The sequence below is a fragment of the Methanoculleus horonobensis genome (genome assembly GCF_001602375.1).
Lineage (GTDB): Archaea > Halobacteriota > Methanomicrobia > Methanomicrobiales > Methanoculleaceae > Methanoculleus > Methanoculleus horonobensis.
This window is the reverse complement of sequence record NZ_BCNY01000015.1, coordinates 12,386-30,684: the sequence shown is the minus strand read 5'-3', so window position 1 is coordinate 30,684 and position 18,299 is coordinate 12,386. Positions and strand designations below refer to the sequence as shown.

The following is an 18,299-nucleotide window of genomic DNA, read 5'->3' as shown; positions in this document are numbered from 1 at the left end:
TTATTGATGCCGCGCACAAATATGTCTGCTCATAGAATGACCGGCGACACTGGTACACGTGACGTCCTCGCCATCATGGAACTCCTGCTCACCGCGGAGATATTCAACCGGAACGAGGAACTCGACATCAATGACCTCAGCCCGCGCTGCCGGGAGTTCTTCGGTGCCGGGAGCAGCGGAAATCCCGAGGTGAAACGTCCCCTGATCGTGAGCGAGGGAGCGATCAGGAAGGTTTTCAGCACCCCTGACGCCGTCTGCCAGGCTGTTCGCGCAAACCCGTTCGTCGGATACGACGAGTTCGGGCAGCGGCTGAACCTGCCTTCGCTCGACACGGCGGCGGGATGGTTCCTGAAGAAAGGCGGGGAGGAGAGGGTCGGGGAGAATCCCGTTCTCGCGTACTTCTTCGACGGGAAAGACGGCGTCGGGGTCAGGTACCGCGACGTCCGGGCGAAAAACCGCCGGTTCGAGGATACGAAGGAGTACGTGGAGGCGAGGCTCTCCCGGATCATCGGAGAGAGCGAGGAGATGCGGGAAGCGCGCGACCTCATCATCATCAGCGCACCGAACGAGGTCGAGTTCACCGTCGAGAAACTGGTCTGCACGCCCCGGCAGGAGGAGACCATCAAGAAGATCGGCGTTGCCCTCGGGCACCGCGACTTCTTAAAACAGCACGGCATCTACGAGTTCGGCCGGCTCCTCTTCGTCGGCCCGCCCGGAACCGGGAAGACCTCGCTTGCGCTCGCGATGTCGCGGGCGCTCCACATGCCGGTGCTCGAGGTCCGTCTCGCGATGGTCACCTCCCAGTACCTGGGCGAGACCTCGAAGAACATCGACCGGATCTTCGATCTCGCGAAGAAACTCTCCCCCTGCATCCTCTTCATCGACGAGTTCGACTTCGTCGCGAAGACCCGGGTCAGCGACGACCACGGCGCGATGAAGCGCGCGGTGAACATGCTCTTAAAAAACATCGACCAGATCAGTTTCATCAAGAACGGCGTCCTCCTCATCGGGGCGACGAACCACCCCAGGATCCTCGACGAGGCTGCCTGGCGGCGGTTCGATGAGGTCGTGGAGTTCCCGCTCCCCGACCGGGAGATGCGGCAGGCGATCCTCGAAAAGGTCGCCGCCACGATCGAGTGCGAATGCGACTTCGCGGACCTTGCCGCCCGGACGGAAGGGTTCTCAGGCTCCGATTTGAGGATGATGATGAAAGAGGCCGTGATGTCGGCGCTGATGGAGGACCGGCACCGGATCGGCCCGGTGGACATCGAGCAGGGTCTCCTCCGGGCGGAGGAGAGGAACGTCATCCGGACAGGGCGCTGAGATGCGGATCACGCTGCTCGGGACCGGGGACGCCATCGGGACGCCGAAGGTGGGGTGCGACTGCGTGAACTGCCGGGCGATGGTCGCGGCGGGGCGGTCGAGGCTCCGGACGTCCCTCCTCGTCGAGACGGATGGAAAGCACATCCTCATCGAGTCGTCCCCGGACCTCCGCCAGCAACTCCTCCGGGCCTGTTCGCCCCACATCGACGCCGTCCTCTGGTCGCACGGCCATTACGACCACTTCATCGGGTTCGGCGAGTTCTACCGGGTGCAGAAGGTGCCGCCGGCCTACGCGGCGCCGCCGGTGATGGACTACTGCTCGGGCTACCTCCACTTCCTGCCGTTCGAGAAGCACCCGGTCCCCGTTTACGAGCCGTTCGACCTCTTCGGCGTGACCTTCACGTTCTTTGAGGTGAACCACCCGCCGGTCTACACCTGCGGGCTCCTGATCGAGCACGACGATGTTGCGGTCGCCTACACCGCCGACACGCGGGAGGATATCCCGGAAGCGAGCATGGATCTCCTCAAAAATACCGATATCGATCTCCTCTTCGTCGACGCCATCGCTCCCGAAGGCTACTCCATCACCAAGCACATGAACTACGCCGAGGCCGTCCGGTTCGCCCGCGGCGTCGGGGCGAGGGACTACCGGTGCGTCCACATGAGCCACATGGTTCCGCCGGATATGCCGCACGCCGGATACGATATGGAGACGTTCTGCTGGGAGTGAGCCGGCGGAGGGCGCTCTATCTACCCGTGCGCCTCTCGGGGTATAACGAAGTCTTTCAGCAGATCCGGTGGAGGGCGCTCTCGCCGTGCATTGCGCGCAGGCCGTCCCGGCACGTCAGCATTGCACCTGTTTTTCGGATATGGCAACTCCGGCGGGCACGATACGGTCGTGATGGTCCTCAGGTACGTTCGTCTCCTGGAGACGAAGCGGGCAGAGACGAGATAAAATTGATTTTTGTGCTATAAAACTCATAAAATACGGAAAGCCATATTGAGGTATCAGTTAAGAGAAAATTCATGGCCCCGGGAGATTCTATGTATACGGCGAACAGGTGTCGTTCCGGAGATCGTACGTCCTCAACCTCTACCGGCGCCGGAGCGGGCAGACTTCTCCGGTTACTCACCCTCTCGATCCTATTTTCGGTTCTGCTGATATCGGTTGCCGATGCCACCGAATACACGGTTCGGCCCTCGAGAAATGTCGGGCAAGAGCCCGGCGCCTCTGTATCGGGCGAGACGGTGCGGGAGATCGACCCGATCCCGCTCTGGCTCGTCCTGCTGCTGTGCGTGTTTCCCCAGTTGACGGCGGCCCCGATCGAGGTCCTTCTCCCCCTGAAGGCCTTCGGCTACCTCGGGTACAAACGAATCTCCAGAAAGAATGTTCTGGACAGCCCACGGAGGCTTGAGATCCTGAATTTCATCAAGGCAAACCCGGGGTTGCATTTCAGGAAATTGTTGCAGGAGATGTCCCTGACGAGAGGAACACTTGGCTACCATCTGGAGAGACTGGAGTCCGCAGGTCTGTTGAAGGCGATCAGGAGCAGGGGGAGAATCCACTATTTTGCCCCCGGTTCGCCGTATTCGGCTGAAAATGAGACTCTTATCATTACTATGAACAATGACGCCCGGCGGGGGATTATAACACAGATCTTCCTGAATGGGGGTGCACACACCGAAGAGCTCGCCGAAGAGTCGGGTCTGTCCAAAGCCACAGTCTATACGCACGTAAAATATCTGGAACACCAGGGAATTGTAATGTCCGAGAGGGAGGGGCGGTATGTGCGGTATACTCTCACCGACAACTACGCTCGAATGCTGATGACGGAGTATGTGCATGACCGCAGTCCCGAACCCGCACAGGTTCCTGCGGAACATACCGGGTGAGTCTGTCTTGCGGATGAAGGCTCTTGCCACCTTCAGTCCGGCACATCTCCGGCCCCCGCCGGCGTCGCGCAGACGTGCCCGATCGGCCTGCAGCCGGTATTCGGGGATTGTGCCGGAGTAGCAGGCTCCTGCATCTGCAGAACTGATCATATTCCCGATCCGGGGCCTTCGAGTGCCCGGTCGATTTGATGATTGGCACAGAAAAGGTATAACGACGGACAACAACGTCTCGATTGGCGATACCGCATGCGGTATCCTGCGGGAGTCTGCGGATCTCGATTGGCGTCGTTTCCCGGCTCCCACAGCGTGCCTGGAGGCTGATGGTGCTGGCGGCTGTGAACAGGAATAGCCCTTGCGGTTCCGCGGCCTCCCGGGGCATGCGTGAAATGAGGATAGAACCATGAAACCTATCAACAAAATCGGTTACACACTCGCAGCAGTCCTCTTCCTTGCCTGTTTGGCAGCGTCGGCGGGGTGTGTCGGGACGGATGCGAGTGAAAACGGGCCGGCTGCACCGACGTCGCCGGAGGCGACGGTGTCGCCCGGGGTGACAACGGCTCAACCGTCGCCGGGCGGCCTGATCGGCGAGGAGGAAGCACGTTCTCTCGCCGCGGCCGCACTGGGACGGGAGATCCCCGGGGTCCGGATCGAACGGATGGTCGCCGAACCGTATGACGTGCAGACCTATGGCGACGTCTGGCGGTTCCGGGTGAAAGCGGTAGACGACCCCGACCCTGAAGGTGATATCATGGTATGGATCGATGCTGTCGACGGGGAGATGGTGCATTTCCAGGATGGCCGCGACTATTTCCGGTCTGATGATCCTGCAATCACGATCGATGCGGCGGAAGAGATTGCCGATGCATATCTCCGGGAGCGAACCGAGCGTTCGGACGTCGTGAAGACCGACGCCGCACTCTCTATGGTAGATACACCGCTGGGTTCGCGAAACGGCCCGTACCATTTCGTATATCGGCGCTCGATCGACGGCGTCCTCTGCCTGTATGACGGGTTCATCCTTGCGATCGATTCAGTCAACGGCCGTGTCGTCTCTTTTTCTAAGTTCTGGAAAGTATCGAACAACGACACCATGGCCGATCCTGACCCCTCGATCCCGGAAGACGCGGTACAGGAACGGGTTCTGGCGTACCTCAACGATACCTACGGCAAGGATCCCGGCGAGTTCGCCATCCGGTCGACAGAGCTGCGGTGGTACGACCTGAACGCACGGCAACGCCCATCAAAGGAACCGGTCGCGGTGCCTCTTGCCTGGCACATCACGTTCGACGACGAGCGGCACCGCTCGCAGGATCCGCCGAGGGCGGCTGAAATATGGATGAACGCCCATTCGGGAGAGGTTCTTTCTGCAAATTACAACCCGGGATGGTAACGGATTCGTGGAAGGCGGGAGAATGGCAGACCGGGTATCCGATCCGAGCCGCACGCTCCTCGTGGCAGGGAAAGAGTTTGCCGACCACCTCGCGAGCCGGCGGTTCACCCTTGTCCTCCTCCTCTTCCTGATCCTCTGCTCCGTCTCCCTCTACGAGGGCGTCGAGAACTACAGTGAGAAACTCGCGGCATACTCCGACGGTACCGCGCCGGTGCCGAAATTCCTGGGTTACCCCGGCTGGATGCCGGAGAAACCCTCCCTCCTCGTAGTCTTCCTCAACCTCTCCTCGCAGGTCCTGAGCTACGGCCCGCTGCTTGCGATCGCGACCGGGTTCGATCTGATCACGCGGGAACGCTGGTCGGGTTCGCTCAAAACCCTCCTCTCCCGTCCGGTTTTCCGCGACGAGGTGATCACCGGCAAGGCACTCGGCGGGTTCGCCGCCCTGACGCTGGCGATGAGCATCGCGGTTCTCATCGCGCTCGCGCTCCTTCTGCTCTCTGCAATCGTCCCCTCACCAGCCGAGCTCGGAGCGATCCTGGCCTTCTGGCTCGTTTCGCTGGTGTATCTCTTCACGTTCTTCTCGGTCGCTCTCCTCGCCTCGGCGGTCGTTGCCGAGAGCGGGAGCGCTCTTGTCTGGTCGCTGGTCGCTATCTTCGTCTTCTCCTCCGTCGTACCGATGGCCGGTAGCATCCTTACCGATGCGACTGCCGGAACGCCCCCGGATGTGGTGGATCTTATGGGCGACCCGCATCCCACCGAGGAGGAGTGGCTGCAGTACCGGGAGGAGGAGCGAGCCTACCTCGAACACCAGGAGCGTATCGGAGCGACCGTCCGCCTCATCTCGCCACAAAGGAATTACCAGGAACTCTCGGTAGCGATCACCAATCCACGGTTCTCGATGTGGATCAATCCGGACCCCTTCGCCCTGAGAACACCCCACCCCGGGGAAGATCCGCTTCCCGATCTACCCGGCCTGATCGCTCTCATCTGGCAGCCGATCGTCGCGATGCTTGCGTTACCGGCGATCTTCTTCGGAGCGGCATACACCCGTTTCATGAGGATGGATATCCGGTGACGGCGGAGATGGGTTTCACTCGGTGTGTACACGTGCGGCGGGCAGGTGCGCGCGCACTTAATTCCTGTCGTGCGGTCATCTCGGGAGCGGGCCAACAGTGTCGCAAGATCTTAGAATGGGAGGGAAGATGTACGAATTGCGGTTCGAAGCACGCCCCCACACCCGGGGCAGCTTGGGTCGATTTCCACTGGATGTCGGCCACATTACTCATGAACCGAAATGATGTCGAAGTAGGGAACCGGCCCACCCTGTCATGGCGTGCTCCCGGTGGGTACGATTGAGGCAAGCCCGGCACCCTCCTGCAGAGGCTCTCCGTTCAGAACCTGCGGTACACCCTGCTCCGGTGTCCGACTGCGATGACATGGATCACCAGGAGGTCGTCTATGATCGAGAGAACCAGCCGGTAGTCCCCGCTTCGGAGCGAGTAGAGCGGGGGATTGCTCGCTCCCTTCAATTGTTTGAGATGCTTCTTCGGGTCGGTCTCGCCGGCGAGTGATGCAATCTCCTCGCCTATCCGGATTGCTAGGGGTCGTGGAATGCCCTTAAAAGGATGATGGGCTGCCTCGGTGAGACCACACGGCCGGTTATTACTCCTCATATTCCTCATGCCCTCCTCTGGGTGCGGACCCTTCTGGCTCTGAGATTCTTCAAGTGACCACTCTTACGTCTCCGGGACAATCTTGGGGATATACGATGGATATGTCTCATAGACGGAGTATACCTTGCAGGAATCGTTGATCTGAACAACAATCATCGAGGCGGTCATGTGGTCGTCGGGGTCAGGATCTTGGAGACGAAAGACGATCTGGGTATAATTCATATCCTGTTCGCTATAGGTGCCTCGTGAGAACGCGATTGCGCCAATACTTTTGTTGCCCAGCAATCCGATGACCTTCGGGTCATTAAGCGCCACGGTCAGTATATTGAGGGACGTGACCTCTGCCGGGCACGTCCCTTCAGCCCCTGCTGTGGGGGCTTCATTCCTTGCTGTAAGGAGATAGCCGGCCCCGGTTCCGGCTATGAAGGCCAGTATTACGATACCGGCAGTCAACGCGTTTATGCTGGCCATGATGTTACCTGCTGCTCATTAGATTGCTACACCCTACAGGAGCCACCCCTCAAGGACATCAAATGAGATATCGCCGGGCACTTTTCAGAGATTATACGGTTCATTCTCTTTCGGATGATCTCCTACCGGAAGATGAGATCCCCGCGCGACGAAGCGCTCTCTCCGCCTTTATCGCACGCGATCTCCCAGTGGTACGCACCGGGACCCTCAGGCATGAAATCCACCGACAGCGTCCCTTTCCAGTCGTCGTTGAAGAACGGGGTGTCGTTTATGGACCATGTATCTACCGCACCATCCGGCCCTTCCAGCCGGAACTCGGCTGTCTCTCCGATTGCACGGTTGGTGTCGGCGTATTCGCACTCCACGATGAACCGGTAAACCGACCCCGGCACATTGTTCTCGACGAACCATGAGCCTGCATATGCGGTGCAATCTGTCCCTCCTCCTTCGTCGATGACGAGCGAACCACCGTCGATGGGTATGATGTGGACCCATGTCAGGTTCCCGCCAACGGACATGATGGTGGTCAGGTCCGGATCTACGGGCGTGATGCGTGCCGAATTCCCATCGATAGGTATAATGTGGGTCGGATCGTTCTCTGCGCTGACCGGCACCACCGCCATGCAGGCCAGAAGCAGGCCGATGGCAGCTGCAGCGCACATTCTGAAGATTTTGCTCTGTTTCATGATTCGATTCCCCTTTCACGCATGCTCCAGGAGGCCGCGGAACCGCAACGGCTATCCCTGTTCGCAGCCGTCAGCACCATCAGCCCCCGGGCACGCTGTGGGCTCCGGGGCACGACGCCAATCGAGACACCCGGCCCCCGCGAGATACCACGTGCGGTATCCTCGATTGAGGCTTTGTTGTTTCTCTTAATACCTTTTCTGTGCCAATCATCGACACGTCAAGGCGTTTGAAGGCTCCGAACAGCGAATATGATCAGTTCTGCAGATACTCCGGTACTCGGGAAGATCCTACGGGGTTACCGAGCCTACGAGGCACCGCGTGATGTCCGCCCGTGTAAATTATCAGATATGCTCAGCAGGTTTATCTGGTAGGACCGGGCCGGACAAAGCGCCCCTGGTGACCCGGGTTGAGCTGGTCGATCCGTTGAGAGTGCAGTAGATCCACCCGGGATCGGAACTCCGGTGATGGTCGCTCGTTACGAAGAACCAGCGGCGCTACAGTCTCCTCGTAGGGCGCGCATAATCCCCTTGCCGGAGGTGGATTTTCCGAGGAGGGTCATAATATTGCCGGGTTTTGCCATTCCGGGGAGTATCTCTGTTATTGATTCTAAACGCCGTTTAGCCTCCTGGACTGTGTCCGGGGGTGACTTCCACTGGAAAATCTCCATTCCTTCCGTGTTATCGATATCCATCGCTGATTCGATGAAAGCGTTACTCGGAAATTCCCGATGACAATTCGAGGGTCAGCACAGAACGTTTAAGGTTGGGGGTTCGGACGTTGTGCATAGGGTTCATGCGCATAACAAAGCACAGTGCACACTTTGGAGAATGGGGCGTTGTCCGGTGCAGCCCCCTCATAGGGGGCCGGACCGTGCACAGAGCGGCTGACCTGTTCATTGTCCTGTCCCTGGCCCTGCTCCTCCTCTGGAGCCCTGCAGCGGCAAAGATCATCGTCGAACCAGGTCCCGCTGAACTCCCCACTGATGGGATAAACGTCGACGACGAGTTCTTCATGCCGCTCTGGTCCTACCCGCCGATGGAGTTGCTCACCATTCTCCTCCTCCTCCACTGCCCGCTCCTCGCGATGCCCTTCGAACTCGTCTATTCTACCGGCGTCACGGCGTACCTCGGCTACCGGTCTTCACGCAGTCTCCTGGACAACAAGAAACGGTCCCGGATCTACGCCTGCATCCGGGACCACCCCGGGATCGCGCCCGCAGAGATCGCCCGTATCACCGGGATCAACCGGGGAACGATCCGTTACCACCTCTCCCGCCTCCGGGAGGCCGGTCTGGTCAGTATCCTGCATCGGGACGGCAGGGTGGGCTGTTTTCGGAACGGCGACTATGACACGGCCGAGAAGGTCGTATGCCTGCACCTCCAGAACGGCACACGTCGGCAGATCTTTGCCCTTCTCCTTGAAAAACCCGGCATCACGCAGTCAGAGATAGCCGAGATCGTCGGCATCTCGTGTTCCACAGCCGCCTGGCACATGCGACGGCTCGCCGCAGACGGACTCGTCGAAACGAATCGCGACGGCCGGACGGTACGCTACGCACTCACCAGCGAGGCACTGGCGTCTTCCGGGGCTCTCGAGGGGACGGTAGGCGATACGGTGCCCCTCCTTCCCTGGAACGGAACGGGTGCCGAAAGCCGTGCCGACTCACCTCTCCGGTAGGCGTTCCGGGCCCTACCGCAACTCCTCGATCCTCCACCCGAGATAATCCCTTATCACCGTGAACGCCAGCCCCGGCGGGATCGCCCCCTGCTCGGTGACGATCAGGTCGACGTACTCCGCGGGCGTCACGTCGAAGGCCGGGTTCCTGACCCGGACGAACGGGAGTTCCTTCGCCGCCTCGCGGGGCAGCACCTCGTCGGGGTCGCGCTCCTCGATCTCGATCAGCTCCCCGAGGATCGTCCGCGGAGCAAACTTGTAGGTCTCCGCAGCCACGATGACGTTCGTCCGGGCCTCGTGTGCGGCATGCGCGATCTGGGCGGTCCCGATCTTGTTCACCACCGCGCCGTTCACCGCGATGGCGTCGGCGCCGACGACGACCAGGTCGACGTCGTTGATGAAGTAGCGGACCGCCGAATCGACGATGTAGTTCGTCCGGATACCGGCGTCGTTCAACGTCCTGATGGTGATGAGCCCCTGGCCCCGGGGCCGCACCTCCGTCGCGTAGACCTCGATATCCTTCCCCTGCCGGTGGGCCTCCAGGATGCACCCGAGCGCCGCCTCGGAGTTGCAGTGGGTCAGGAGGACGTCGCCGTCGGAGATATGGCGTGCCCCGATTGCCGCTATCCGCTCGACCGCGTGCTCCGAGTGGTCGACGAACTCCGCCGCCCGGGCAAGAACCGCGTCCCGTGCGGCCTCCACCGAATCGAACGAGTCGAGCGCCCGCATCACGGAGCGCACGGCGTTCGGAAGCGAGACGGCGGTCGGCCGGGTTCCGGTGAGGATGTCGGCCGCCCTCTGCATCTCCTGCTTGAAGGTCTCGGGGTCGGATACATCGAGATTTCGGGCATAATCGGCCAGTGCCTCCACCGCAGCCCGGGCGATCCTGCCGGCGCCCCGGATCTCCATATTCTTTATGCTTGCTGCCGTCTCACTCAGTAACATACGTCCTCATTCAAGAGAGGACAAGAGACTAAATAGACTTATTGACGTGAGAATATGTCGGTAGCCGTTGTTTTTGATAGTGCGGGCACACTTCTGCGGACCTACCGGGTAGCACGCGACATCCTCCACGACGAGATGCTGACCGAGGTCGAGACCACGACCATCACCTTCGGTTCGGACGCCCGGGTGCTCGTCGTTCTCCACCTCCATTCCCGGGACGTCATGGAGGCGCCGGAGGATCAGTGCCTCTCCGAGTTCTTCCTGGAGCAGTCGATCGGGTTCGGCGTGGCCTGTTCCCGCCGGGTCATCCCCGCCGAAGAGGTCGGGAACCTCCTCTACAACGACGAACATGCCCGCATCGGCGACCTGCAGGCATGTATCCGGCAGGTCTGGAGCTGCTGCAAGAAAGAGTCGATCGTCACCATGAACAGCGGCGTGATCCTGAACATGGAGATCCCCGGCATCGAGTTCACGGTGACGACCGGCGGGAGACCGTTCGAAGGCGCGAAAGAGGCCATCAGCGAACTGCACCGGATGGGTGTTCCCGCATACATAGCATCCGGCGATCGCGTCGCAAAGCTCGAACGGATGGGCGACTACCTCGGAATCCCCCGGGAGAGGGTCTACGGTGTCGCAACCCCCTCGATGAAGGCCCGGATCGTAGAGGATCTCAAAGAGCAGTACGATAAAGTTGTTATGGTTGGAGATGCCATCAACGACCTGAACGCCTTTCGGAAGGCTGATCTTGCAGTGCTCACCGAACAGCAGTCGGATCGGAAACCGGCCGTCCTTTATGCGAGCGTGGATCGGGTGATCCTCAACGTCAGCGAGGTGCCCGGTATCGTGGCAGAACTCCTCACGGATACCGCGGCGACCGGGAAAAGTGCAACAATATAAACCCTAATATGATACCAGAAGAAGATTAGTTTAACGAGGATCTCAAGATGACCCCACTTATTACGGTGAAAGACCTTTGCATGGAGTTTAACGGGACTACCGTGCTTAAAAACATCAATTTTGAGGTGGCGGAGGGAGAGACTGTCGGCATCATCGGCAGAAGCGGCGCCGGCAAGACCGTTCTCATGCACCTTATGCGGGGTGTCGACCAGCCTCCGACAAAGGGTGCAATCATCTATCACGTCGGCATCTGCGGCAAATGCGACTACATCGGTGTCCCGAGCGAGGTAGGAAAACCGTGTCCTGCCTGCGGGGGCAACCTCGAACCGGCGGATATCGATCTCTGGGCCGAGGAGAGCGCCCCGATGAAACGGCGGATCATGCGGAGAACCGCCATTATGTTCCAGCGGACGTTCGCACTCTACGGTGACGACCGGGTGATCGAGAACGTCCTGCGAGCGCTCGACGACGTCGGCTACCCGGGCGAGAAGGCCGTCAGCAGGGCCGCCGACCTCATCGACCAGGTCCGGCTCTCCCACCGGATGATGCATATCGCCCGCGACCTCTCCGGCGGCGAGAAGCAGCGGGTGGTGCTCGCCCGGCAGCTCGCGAAGAACCCGTTCATGCTCTTTGCGGACGAACCGACCGGGACGCTCGACCCGGAGACCGCCACGCTCGTTCACCGGATGCTCATCGAGAGTGCCCGGGCAAACGACATGGGCATGATCGTCACGTCCCACTTCTCAAAAGTCATCGAGGACGTGGCCGACCGGGCTATCCTCCTTGAGAACGGGGAGATCAAGGGGATCGGTGTCCCGGGAGAGGTCATCGGCCGGTTCATGGAGAACTACAGCGACGTCGAGCAGCACCAGGCCGGGGCGGTCGGCGAGAAGATCCTGGTCGCTCGTGACGTGGTCAAGCGCTACCTCTCGGTCGACCGGGGCGTCGTCCGGGCGGTCAACACCGTCTCGTTCGAGGTCGGCGAGAAAGAGATCTTCGGGATCATCGGCAAGAGCGGGGCGGGCAAGACGACCCTCTCCCGGATCATATCCGGGATTCTCGAGCCCACCAGCGGCGAGATGAACATCCGGATCGGCGACGACTGGATCGATATGACGAAACCCGGCATCGAGAACCGCGGCCGGGCGAAGGGATACATCGGGCTCCTCCACCAGGAGTACGACCTCTACCCGCACAGGACGGTGCTCGACAACCTCACCGACGCCATCGGGCTCGAGTTCCCGAAGGAACTTGCGATGAGGAAGGCAATCATCACCCTCGGGATGGCCGGGTTCACCCCCGAGAAGAGCAAGGAGATCCTGGACCGCTATCCGGGCCAGCTCTCCGAAGGTGAGAAGCACCGGGTGGCGCTCGCCCAGGTGCTCATCCGCGAGCCCCTGCTCGTCGTCCTCGACGAGCCGACCGGCACCATGGACCCGATCACGAAGATCGACGTGAAGCACTCGATCCTCCACGCCCGCGAAGAGATGGACGAGACATTTATCGTGGTTTCGCACGATATGGAGTTCGTGAGAGATATCTGCGATCGCGTCGCCCTCATGCGGGGAGGCAAGATCATCCAGATGGGCCCGACGGAGGAGGTGCTCGCCCACCTCACCGAGGACGAACGAACGGTGATGGGGGCCGGTGGAACCCCCTGAGGTGCACGTAATGGAGATCCACCTGGACGGCAAACACACTTTGGTTCCGGAAGATTCCCGGCTCGGGGATCTCCTCCCCGAACGGGACGAACGGTACAGCGTCGCCATCATCCGCCCGGCGCTCGTCGAAGATGAAGGCGAGTCGCAGGGGGTCAGGTTCGCCACCCCGGCGGGCGACCTGGTCGTCGAGGTGGCGAAGCCCGCAGCAGTCTCCCGTCTCCTTCAGCCGGAATATGCAGAACGGCTCCGCCTGCACTGGCAGGACCGGTACGCCGCCGCCTTCGGGACGTTCGAGACCGACATCCGCCCGGCACGCCGTCCGGGCCGGTACGAGCGCGGCGACGTGATCCTCGGGTGCGGGGGTTACGATCCCTCCCAGTCCTACCTGATCTTCGCACGCATGAGGCATACCGCCGACTACGGCGCCCCGGAGGACGGCGGCGTCATCGGCAAGGTCGTCACCGGCCGCGGGCTGCTCGACCGGCTCGCCGACGGCGACCGGATCACCGGCGTCGAGCGGGTCTTCCGGCGTGTCGACCGCTCGAACGTCGTCGTCATCCGCGACTCCGACTTCCCGCTCGAAGACGGGATGCAGGTCGTCTCCTACGTGGAAGCGGATGTGCAGGGCTTCGGAGAAGACGGGATCGATACCGGAACCGCCCGGAGCGTCGAGCACTTTCTTCTCTCCGTGCAGGGCGGCAGATTCAGGGTGGACCGCTCGACCAGCACCTACGTCGCCGATACGCACCTGGTTCCGACCCGGGTCCCGGCGGAGTTCTCCGGTCCGAGGCTTGAAGGCACCGTCACCGTCAGGACCGCCGGGAAGTCCTCGGGAGGAGTCTACATCTACACCCAGGGCGTCTCGGCAAGCCCGGCGCACACCGTTGTAGGACGGGTCGTCCACGGCATCGAACTCCTCAGGTTTGCCGGAGAGGGCGACCTCCTCGCCATCCGTGCGGAACCGGAGCAGTTCGATCTCGTCGGCCTTTCGCTCGCCGATGCGGAAGCGGTCGCCGCCCGGCGGGGCATCTCCCTCGCCGCCGATGCGGCCGAGGGTGACCGCGTCGTGGTCGCCCAGACCCCGGCGACGACGCTCGAGGCGCTGGCCGGTGGCGAGGTCCGGATCGAGACGGTGCCTGCCGACCATGTCGTCAGCATCACCCTCGACGAGGCGGCCGCGCCCCGGTCGGTCACGATCTTCCGTGAAGTGACCGGGCTCAAGCACCATAGCGTCGGGAAGATGCCGCTCGTCTTCGTCTTCGAGGACGTCTTCCTCTTCAAGCCGAAGATCGGCAAGGGCGTCGGGATCATCCCGGAGAACACTCCCGACGGCGAGGTGCCGGCCTACACCCTCGCGATGACGAATGACTCCCGGCGGGGCGCGGGCATGGTCGGGCTCCGCACGACACCGAACGCCGAGTTCGGCCCGACGTCCGAGCCGCTCACCGGTACGAATGTCATCGGGAAGGTGCTGGATGCGGGGAACCTTGCCGGGATGAGCGAAGGGGCCACGGTATACGTGAAAGAGGTGAAGTGATGGCCGAATATACTCCTGACTATGTGGGCACGGTGACCAAGTATGTCTTCGTCGAGTCTCCGACGATGACCCCCGGCGAGCTCGCGCTCAGAGCCTACGAGGCCTCCGAGGGCGTCCTCATCAAGGAGACGTGCTTCGGGCTGCAGGTGACGGGCGAACCGGAGTCCGTCGACCGCCTCATCGAGGAGATCCGTTCGTTCGACCCGACTCACATCTTCGTCAAGGACCGGGGTTTTCCTCCCGGAGATCCGAGACGTTGCCGGGCGAACCTCGGCGGAGCGAGGCCGGGGTACCTCGGTCACGAACGGGAGTTCCGCCTTCTGCGCTACATCACCCGCGGGCTCGAGGAGCTCGACCGGCGTGAAGAAGGTGAGGCGGAACCGGCACCGCCCGCACTTGAGAAACGACCGTTACTTGATATCAAGCGACTACAAGAACTGATAGATACAGAGGAGTCCTGAATACAATGGCAAAGGTGTTTATCTATCCTGCAACGAGCCTCATCCTCTCCGACCTGGTGGCCCGGTTCGGTCATAAACCGCTCGGTGCAGCCCTTGGTATCCGGGAGAGGATACAGACCGCCGGGGTAGACTCCCCGCCCCTGCAGATCACCCCCGAAGAACCCAAACGCGGCCTGAAGTACGCGGCCGTCGAGGTGCCGTCCGGTGTCAGGGGGCGGATGGCGATCTACGGCCCCCTCATCGAGGAGGCAGAAGCCGCAATCATCGTCACGGACGCCGACCTTGCGTTCGGCTGCATGGGCTGCGCCCGCACCGACGAACTGATCGTCTTCACTCTCCGCCAGAGCGGGATACCCATCCTGGAACTGAAGTATCCGACGGATGAAGAGGAAGGGATACAGTTCGTTGCTGCCGTCAGGAAGTTCCTCGACGGTCTCCCCGGGGAGGACGAAGCATGAGCCGCAAGGTGCGGATTGCCCAGCTCTCCTGCGGGCCGGAGTACAGCGGCGTCCAGAAAGAGATCTACGAGGCCGCCGAGTCGGTGGATGCGGAAGTCTTCTTCCCCGACATCGCTCTCGCCGACGTCGAGCGGGGCGTCAAAGCGTTCGGCCTCGACGTCCGGAGCGCCGACCTGAAACTGATGATCGCCCGGGCGATGGCCCTCGTAGAGGGGAAGGTCGATGCGGACGGGGTCTTCATCGGCACCTGCTTCAGGTGCGCCGAGGCGGCGATCGTCCGAAACGAACTCCGGCGATACATCCACGAGAACTCCCGTCTGCCGGTGGTGAGTTACTCCTTCACCGAGCGGACGACCTCAGGGACCCTCCTCACCAGGATGGAGGCCCTGACCACCATCGCCCGCCGGAGAGCGCTCCTTGCCCGTGAGGAGCAGACCGGGATCACGATGGGCGTCGACTCGGGATCGAGCACGACGAAGGCCGTCGTGATGAAGGAGAACGAGATCGTCGGCACCGGATGGCACCCGACGACCGAGGTGATCAAGAGCGCCGAGAGCGCCGTCGCGGACGCGCTCGAGATGGCCGGACTCTCGCGCGAGGATATCCAGGCGATCGGCACCACCGGATACGGCAGGTTCTTGATCGGCAAGCATCTCGGGGCGGATCTCATCCAGGAAGAACTGACGGTGAACTCGAAAGGAGCCGTCTACCTCGCCGGCCACCAGCGGGGCTCCGCGACCGTCATCGATATCGGCGGGATGGACAACAAGGCGATCAGCGTCATCGACGGCATCCCCGGAACCTTCACGATGGGGGGGATCTGCGCCGGGGCGAGCGGCAGGTTCCTCGAGATGACCGCAAAACGGCTCGGCGTGGATATCACCGAACTCGGCCCTCTCGCCATGAAGGGCATGGGCGTGAACGTTCCGATGAACAGTTACTGCATCGTCTTCGGGACGCAGAGCCTGGTGAACGCGCTCGCCGCCGGCTCCTCGCGCGAGGACGTCGCGGCCGCGGCCTGCCACAGCGTCGCCGAACAGGTCTTCGAGCAGCAGCTGCAGGAGATCGACATCAAGGAGCCGGTGATCATGGTCGGCGGCACCTCGCTGATCGAGGGGCTGGTCTACGCGATGGGCCAGCTCCTGCAGACGGAGATCGTCGTCCCGCACCACTCGCAGTATATCGGTGCGGTCGGATCTGCCCTGCTCGCGTCCGGATTCATCAAGGGAGAGTAGATGCCCCCGTTGAACTACTTCGTGGTCGAGTCGCCGGATGAGGTCGGGAGAGTGGCCTACGAGCGGGTCGCAGCCGATGTCCTCCAGGACCTCGATCTCATCAAGGTGATCGACCGGCTGCACATCTCCGTCGACCCGAAAGTGCCGATCTTCGTCGCCGTCGGGCTTCTGCGGCATATGCCGCGTGCGATCCGTATCGCCGACTTCGCCAACGTCAACCGCGGCGAGAAGGAGATCGTCCTCGATATCGGCGACGAAACCTACCTTGCGCCGCTTCTCCAGAAACTCTGGACGATCTACGGCAAGGAGAACGTCGATCAGCCCGACCGGTTCACCGTCGTCCTCCCGGCGGGAGTGGCCGGGGAAGACGATCTCGACCAGCTGGTGGTAGCCGATCCGAGCGAGACCCTTTATAAGGACATCATCTACGCGCTCCAGTACATCGCCCCCGAGGGGTTCAAGGTCCGCCGCCAGTACATCCGGGATGGGAAGTTTTACTACGTGGCGAGCGAGGATACCCTGCCGACCGATATCGTGGAGACGGCGGTCGTGCCGCTCTTTGAGAAGATGGGGGTGACGCTATGACGACACTGGTGCCGGTGACCTACAAGGGAGGCGTCTACCGGCACGACGAGATCATGGATCTGATCGACGACCTCGGGGGCTACATCGTCCAGAAGCACGTCATGGCCCAGGATGTCGTGCTCCAGTCGTTCGTGCCGCGTGACGATATCGAGATGATACGCCGGATCGCAAAACCGCTCGCCGGCGAGGTGATCGAGGCGCCCCTCGTCGGAACCGAGATCGCCGTCGTGAGCCCGAGTCTGGAGATCCATCACCTTCCCCACGTCGCCTGCGATATCGCCGAGTATCTCAGGCGGTCGGGCGCGAAGACCAACATGGTCGGGCTATCGAGAGGATTCGGGAAACGGATTGCGAACTTGAACGACGAGGAGCGGGACGTCATCAACGAGCACGATCTCGCCGTCTACGCGCTCGGCAACTTCGAGGAGTGTATCCGGCAGAAGTTCCCGGCGATCCGCCGTGAGATCCACGTGCCGATCGTGGTGACCGGCGCGCCCGACCGCGAGACCCTGATGCGGGCGATCGACCCGCCCGTCGAAGGCTACGTCGGGGGAGTCGGCAGGATCATGCACCGGTTCAAGCGCCCCGAGGAACTCGGGAAACTCGATGAACTGGTGGACGAGGTCTCCCGTGTCCTGGATGGCCGCCGGGATGCTCTCGCAAAAGACCCGCTCTCCGTCTTTCCGCCCCGCCTGATGGCGATCATCGAGGAGCAGATCCACGAGATCAGCCTGCTCACGCACCCGACGCCGGTGACCGCCCAGATGGAGGGGCTCCGGGTGAAGCTCCCCTACGACTCGTATGCCGACGACGTGCGGTCGCTTCCGGTCGCTGAAGGGGTGACGGTCGGCGATATCGCCGACGTCACGCCGTCACGGATGCGCAACTACATATTGATTCGGATAAAACCTTTCTCGGAAACGAGGATACTGGTGTAGTTGCCATGGACTTCGAGAAGGTACTCACGCGGGTTATGGAACGGGGGTCGGATGTCTTCGCGGAGGATCTCCTCCGGGAGATCGAGAACGAGTACGGGAGAGTTCCCCTGATCTTTGAGCGGATGGCGGAACGGCCCGAGATCCTCATCTCGCACCTCCTCTACAAGGGCGCCGTCGTCGAGACAAGCCAGCTCGAACCGAAGACGATCGAGCTGATCAGCCTCGCGGTGGGCGCCGCGCTCAAGTGCAGCCACTGCGTGGAGTACCACATGCAGTCCGCGATGGCGAAGGGCGCGACCCGGGCCGAGATCCTCGAGGTGATCCTGATCGCGGGGATGCTCGCGAACTCCGCCGTCCTCGCGGATGCCTACCGGGTGGTGAACGGCTCGGCCCCCTGCCCCTCCTGCGACATCAACGGGACAGGTCTCGATAAGACCTGCTCGGACAAATAACCTGTTTCTGGTCTCCTGA

At 61.7% G+C, this 18,299-nt stretch carries 19 protein-coding genes; 15 read left to right on the top strand and 4 right to left on the bottom strand.

All coding sequences use genetic code 11. From position 1 onward, the window contains the following. Positions 1-36 precede the first annotated feature (36 nt). The 5 genes from MCUHO_RS07800 (at position 37) to MCUHO_RS07780 (ending at position 5,681) form a co-directional block, all read left to right on the top strand. Positions 37-1,323 (top strand): ATP-binding protein, encoded by a 1,287-nt coding sequence (locus MCUHO_RS07800; protein WP_067076381.1) that lies wholly within the window; start codon positions 37-39, stop codon positions 1,321-1,323. A gap of 1 nt (position 1,324) precedes the next feature. Continuing rightward, complete coding sequence (locus tag MCUHO_RS07795; protein WP_067076377.1) at positions 1,325-2,053, top strand: MBL fold metallo-hydrolase; 729 nt, start codon at positions 1,325-1,327, stop codon at positions 2,051-2,053. 314 nt (positions 2,054-2,367) lie between these two features. After that, entirely contained in the window at positions 2,368-3,216 is an 849-nt protein-coding gene (locus MCUHO_RS07790; RefSeq protein ID WP_067076373.1) for a winged helix-turn-helix transcriptional regulator, read from the top strand. A 400-nt stretch (positions 3,217-3,616) separates the two neighbouring features. Then, a complete protein-coding gene (locus MCUHO_RS07785) occupies positions 3,617-4,606 on the top strand; it encodes a YcdB/YcdC domain-containing protein (RefSeq protein WP_153020019.1) in 990 nt (329 codons plus the stop codon). Between the two features lie 22 nt (positions 4,607-4,628). Beyond that, entirely contained in the window at positions 4,629-5,681 is a 1,053-nt protein-coding gene (locus MCUHO_RS07780) for an ABC transporter permease (RefSeq protein ID WP_067076365.1), read from the top strand. 316 nt (positions 5,682-5,997) lie between these two features. Here the strand turns inward: MCUHO_RS07780 and MCUHO_RS07775 are convergent, their stop codons facing one another. The 3 genes from MCUHO_RS07775 to MCUHO_RS07765 form a co-directional block, all read right to left on the bottom strand. Then, complete coding sequence (locus MCUHO_RS07775; RefSeq protein WP_067078739.1) at positions 5,998-6,279, bottom strand: type II toxin-antitoxin system RelE family toxin; 282 nt, start codon at positions 6,277-6,279, stop codon at positions 5,998-6,000. Positions 6,280-6,342: 63 nt separating this feature from the next. Further along, complete coding sequence (locus tag MCUHO_RS07770; protein WP_067076361.1) at positions 6,343-6,750, bottom strand: hypothetical protein; 408 nt, start codon at positions 6,748-6,750, stop codon at positions 6,343-6,345. Positions 6,751-6,872: 122 nt separating this feature from the next. Beyond that, complete coding sequence (locus tag MCUHO_RS07765; protein ID WP_067076357.1) at positions 6,873-7,436, bottom strand: hypothetical protein; 564 nt, start codon at positions 7,434-7,436, stop codon at positions 6,873-6,875. An 871-nt stretch (positions 7,437-8,307) separates the two neighbouring features. Here MCUHO_RS07765 and MCUHO_RS07760 point away from each other — a divergent pair. Next, positions 8,308-9,114 (top strand): winged helix-turn-helix transcriptional regulator, encoded by an 807-nt coding sequence (locus tag MCUHO_RS07760; protein WP_235808205.1) that lies wholly within the window; start codon positions 8,308-8,310, stop codon positions 9,112-9,114. 12 nt (positions 9,115-9,126) lie between these two features. Here MCUHO_RS07760 and MCUHO_RS07755 read toward each other — a convergent pair whose 3' ends face one another. Next, positions 9,127-10,056, bottom strand: coding sequence for a ribose 1,5-bisphosphate isomerase (locus MCUHO_RS07755; protein ID WP_067076354.1), 930 nt, complete (start codon positions 10,054-10,056; stop codon positions 9,127-9,129). Positions 10,057-10,110: 54 nt separating this feature from the next. Here MCUHO_RS07755 and MCUHO_RS07750 point away from each other — a divergent pair, with 54 nt between their 5' ends. The 9 genes from MCUHO_RS07750 to MCUHO_RS07710 are packed head-to-tail and all read left to right on the top strand — an operon-like array spanning position 10,111 to position 18,280. After that, positions 10,111-10,953, top strand: coding sequence for an HAD family hydrolase (locus MCUHO_RS07750; RefSeq protein WP_067076351.1), 843 nt, complete (start codon positions 10,111-10,113; stop codon positions 10,951-10,953). A gap of 47 nt (positions 10,954-11,000) precedes the next feature. Beyond that, positions 11,001-12,614, top strand: a complete 1,614-nt coding sequence (gene atwA / locus MCUHO_RS07745; protein WP_067076347.1) for a methyl coenzyme M reductase system, component A2 — start codon at positions 11,001-11,003, stop codon at positions 12,612-12,614. A 10-nt stretch (positions 12,615-12,624) separates the two neighbouring features. Beyond that, complete coding sequence (mmp3, locus tag MCUHO_RS07740) at positions 12,625-14,151, top strand: methyl-coenzyme M reductase-associated protein Mmp3 (RefSeq protein ID WP_067076342.1); 1,527 nt, start codon at positions 12,625-12,627, stop codon at positions 14,149-14,151. Then, the gene (locus MCUHO_RS07735; protein WP_067076339.1) at positions 14,151-14,612 is read left to right on the top strand and encodes a methanogenesis marker 6 protein; all 462 of its coding nucleotides are present in this window, start codon (positions 14,151-14,153) and stop codon (positions 14,610-14,612) included. The genes mmp3 and MCUHO_RS07735 overlap by 1 nt, the downstream gene beginning before the upstream one ends. A 5-nt stretch (positions 14,613-14,617) precedes the next feature. Continuing rightward, positions 14,618-15,070, top strand: coding sequence for a methanogenesis marker 5 protein (locus tag MCUHO_RS07730; protein WP_067076336.1), 453 nt, complete (start codon positions 14,618-14,620; stop codon positions 15,068-15,070). After that, positions 15,067-16,305, top strand: coding sequence for a methanogenesis marker 15 protein (locus MCUHO_RS07725; protein ID WP_067076333.1), 1,239 nt, complete (start codon positions 15,067-15,069; stop codon positions 16,303-16,305). Before MCUHO_RS07730 ends, MCUHO_RS07725 begins: the two co-directional genes overlap by 4 nt. Then, positions 16,306-16,890 carry a methanogenesis marker 17 protein gene (locus MCUHO_RS07720; RefSeq protein WP_067076321.1) on the top strand — a complete coding sequence of 195 codons (585 nt, stop codon included), beginning with the start codon at positions 16,306-16,308 and terminating at the stop codon, positions 16,888-16,890. After that, positions 16,887-17,828: a methanogenesis marker 7 protein gene (locus MCUHO_RS07715; RefSeq protein ID WP_067076318.1), complete on the top strand. Its 942-nt coding sequence runs from the start codon at positions 16,887-16,889 to the stop codon at positions 17,826-17,828. Before MCUHO_RS07720 ends, MCUHO_RS07715 begins: the two co-directional genes overlap by 4 nt. 5 nt (positions 17,829-17,833) lie before the next feature. After that, on the top strand, positions 17,834-18,280 hold the full coding sequence (locus MCUHO_RS07710; protein ID WP_067076314.1) for a carboxymuconolactone decarboxylase family protein: 447 nt from the start codon (positions 17,834-17,836) through the stop codon (positions 18,278-18,280). Positions 18,281-18,299 lie beyond the last annotated feature (19 nt).

Coding starts and splice junctions, on each gene's coding strand:
- MCUHO_RS07800 (WP_067076381.1), top strand. CDS start 37: ATGACCGGCGACACTGGTACACGTGACGTCCTCGCCATCATGGAACTC.
- MCUHO_RS07795 (WP_067076377.1), top strand. CDS start 1,325: ATGCGGATCACGCTGCTCGGGACCGGGGACGCCATCGGGACGCCGAAG.
- MCUHO_RS07790 (WP_067076373.1), top strand. CDS start 2,368: ATGTATACGGCGAACAGGTGTCGTTCCGGAGATCGTACGTCCTCAACC.
- MCUHO_RS07785 (WP_153020019.1), top strand. CDS start 3,617: ATGAAACCTATCAACAAAATCGGTTACACACTCGCAGCAGTCCTCTTC.
- MCUHO_RS07780 (WP_067076365.1), top strand. CDS start 4,629: ATGGCAGACCGGGTATCCGATCCGAGCCGCACGCTCCTCGTGGCAGGG.
- MCUHO_RS07775 (WP_067078739.1), bottom strand. CDS start 6,279: ATGAGGAGTAATAACCGGCCGTGTGGTCTCACCGAGGCAGCCCATCAT.
- MCUHO_RS07770 (WP_067076361.1), bottom strand. CDS start 6,750: ATGGCCAGCATAAACGCGTTGACTGCCGGTATCGTAATACTGGCCTTC.
- MCUHO_RS07765 (WP_067076357.1), bottom strand. CDS start 7,436: ATGAAACAGAGCAAAATCTTCAGAATGTGCGCTGCAGCTGCCATCGGC.
- MCUHO_RS07755 (WP_067076354.1), bottom strand. CDS start 10,056: ATGTTACTGAGTGAGACGGCAGCAAGCATAAAGAATATGGAGATCCGG.
- MCUHO_RS07750 (WP_067076351.1), top strand. CDS start 10,111: ATGTCGGTAGCCGTTGTTTTTGATAGTGCGGGCACACTTCTGCGGACC.
- atwA (WP_067076347.1), top strand. CDS start 11,001: ATGACCCCACTTATTACGGTGAAAGACCTTTGCATGGAGTTTAACGGG.
- mmp3 (WP_067076342.1), top strand. CDS start 12,625: ATGGAGATCCACCTGGACGGCAAACACACTTTGGTTCCGGAAGATTCC.
- MCUHO_RS07735 (WP_067076339.1), top strand. CDS start 14,151: ATGGCCGAATATACTCCTGACTATGTGGGCACGGTGACCAAGTATGTC.
- MCUHO_RS07730 (WP_067076336.1), top strand. CDS start 14,618: ATGGCAAAGGTGTTTATCTATCCTGCAACGAGCCTCATCCTCTCCGAC.
- MCUHO_RS07725 (WP_067076333.1), top strand. CDS start 15,067: ATGAGCCGCAAGGTGCGGATTGCCCAGCTCTCCTGCGGGCCGGAGTAC.
- MCUHO_RS07720 (WP_067076321.1), top strand. CDS start 16,306: ATGCCCCCGTTGAACTACTTCGTGGTCGAGTCGCCGGATGAGGTCGGG.
- MCUHO_RS07715 (WP_067076318.1), top strand. CDS start 16,887: ATGACGACACTGGTGCCGGTGACCTACAAGGGAGGCGTCTACCGGCAC.
- MCUHO_RS07710 (WP_067076314.1), top strand. CDS start 17,834: ATGGACTTCGAGAAGGTACTCACGCGGGTTATGGAACGGGGGTCGGAT.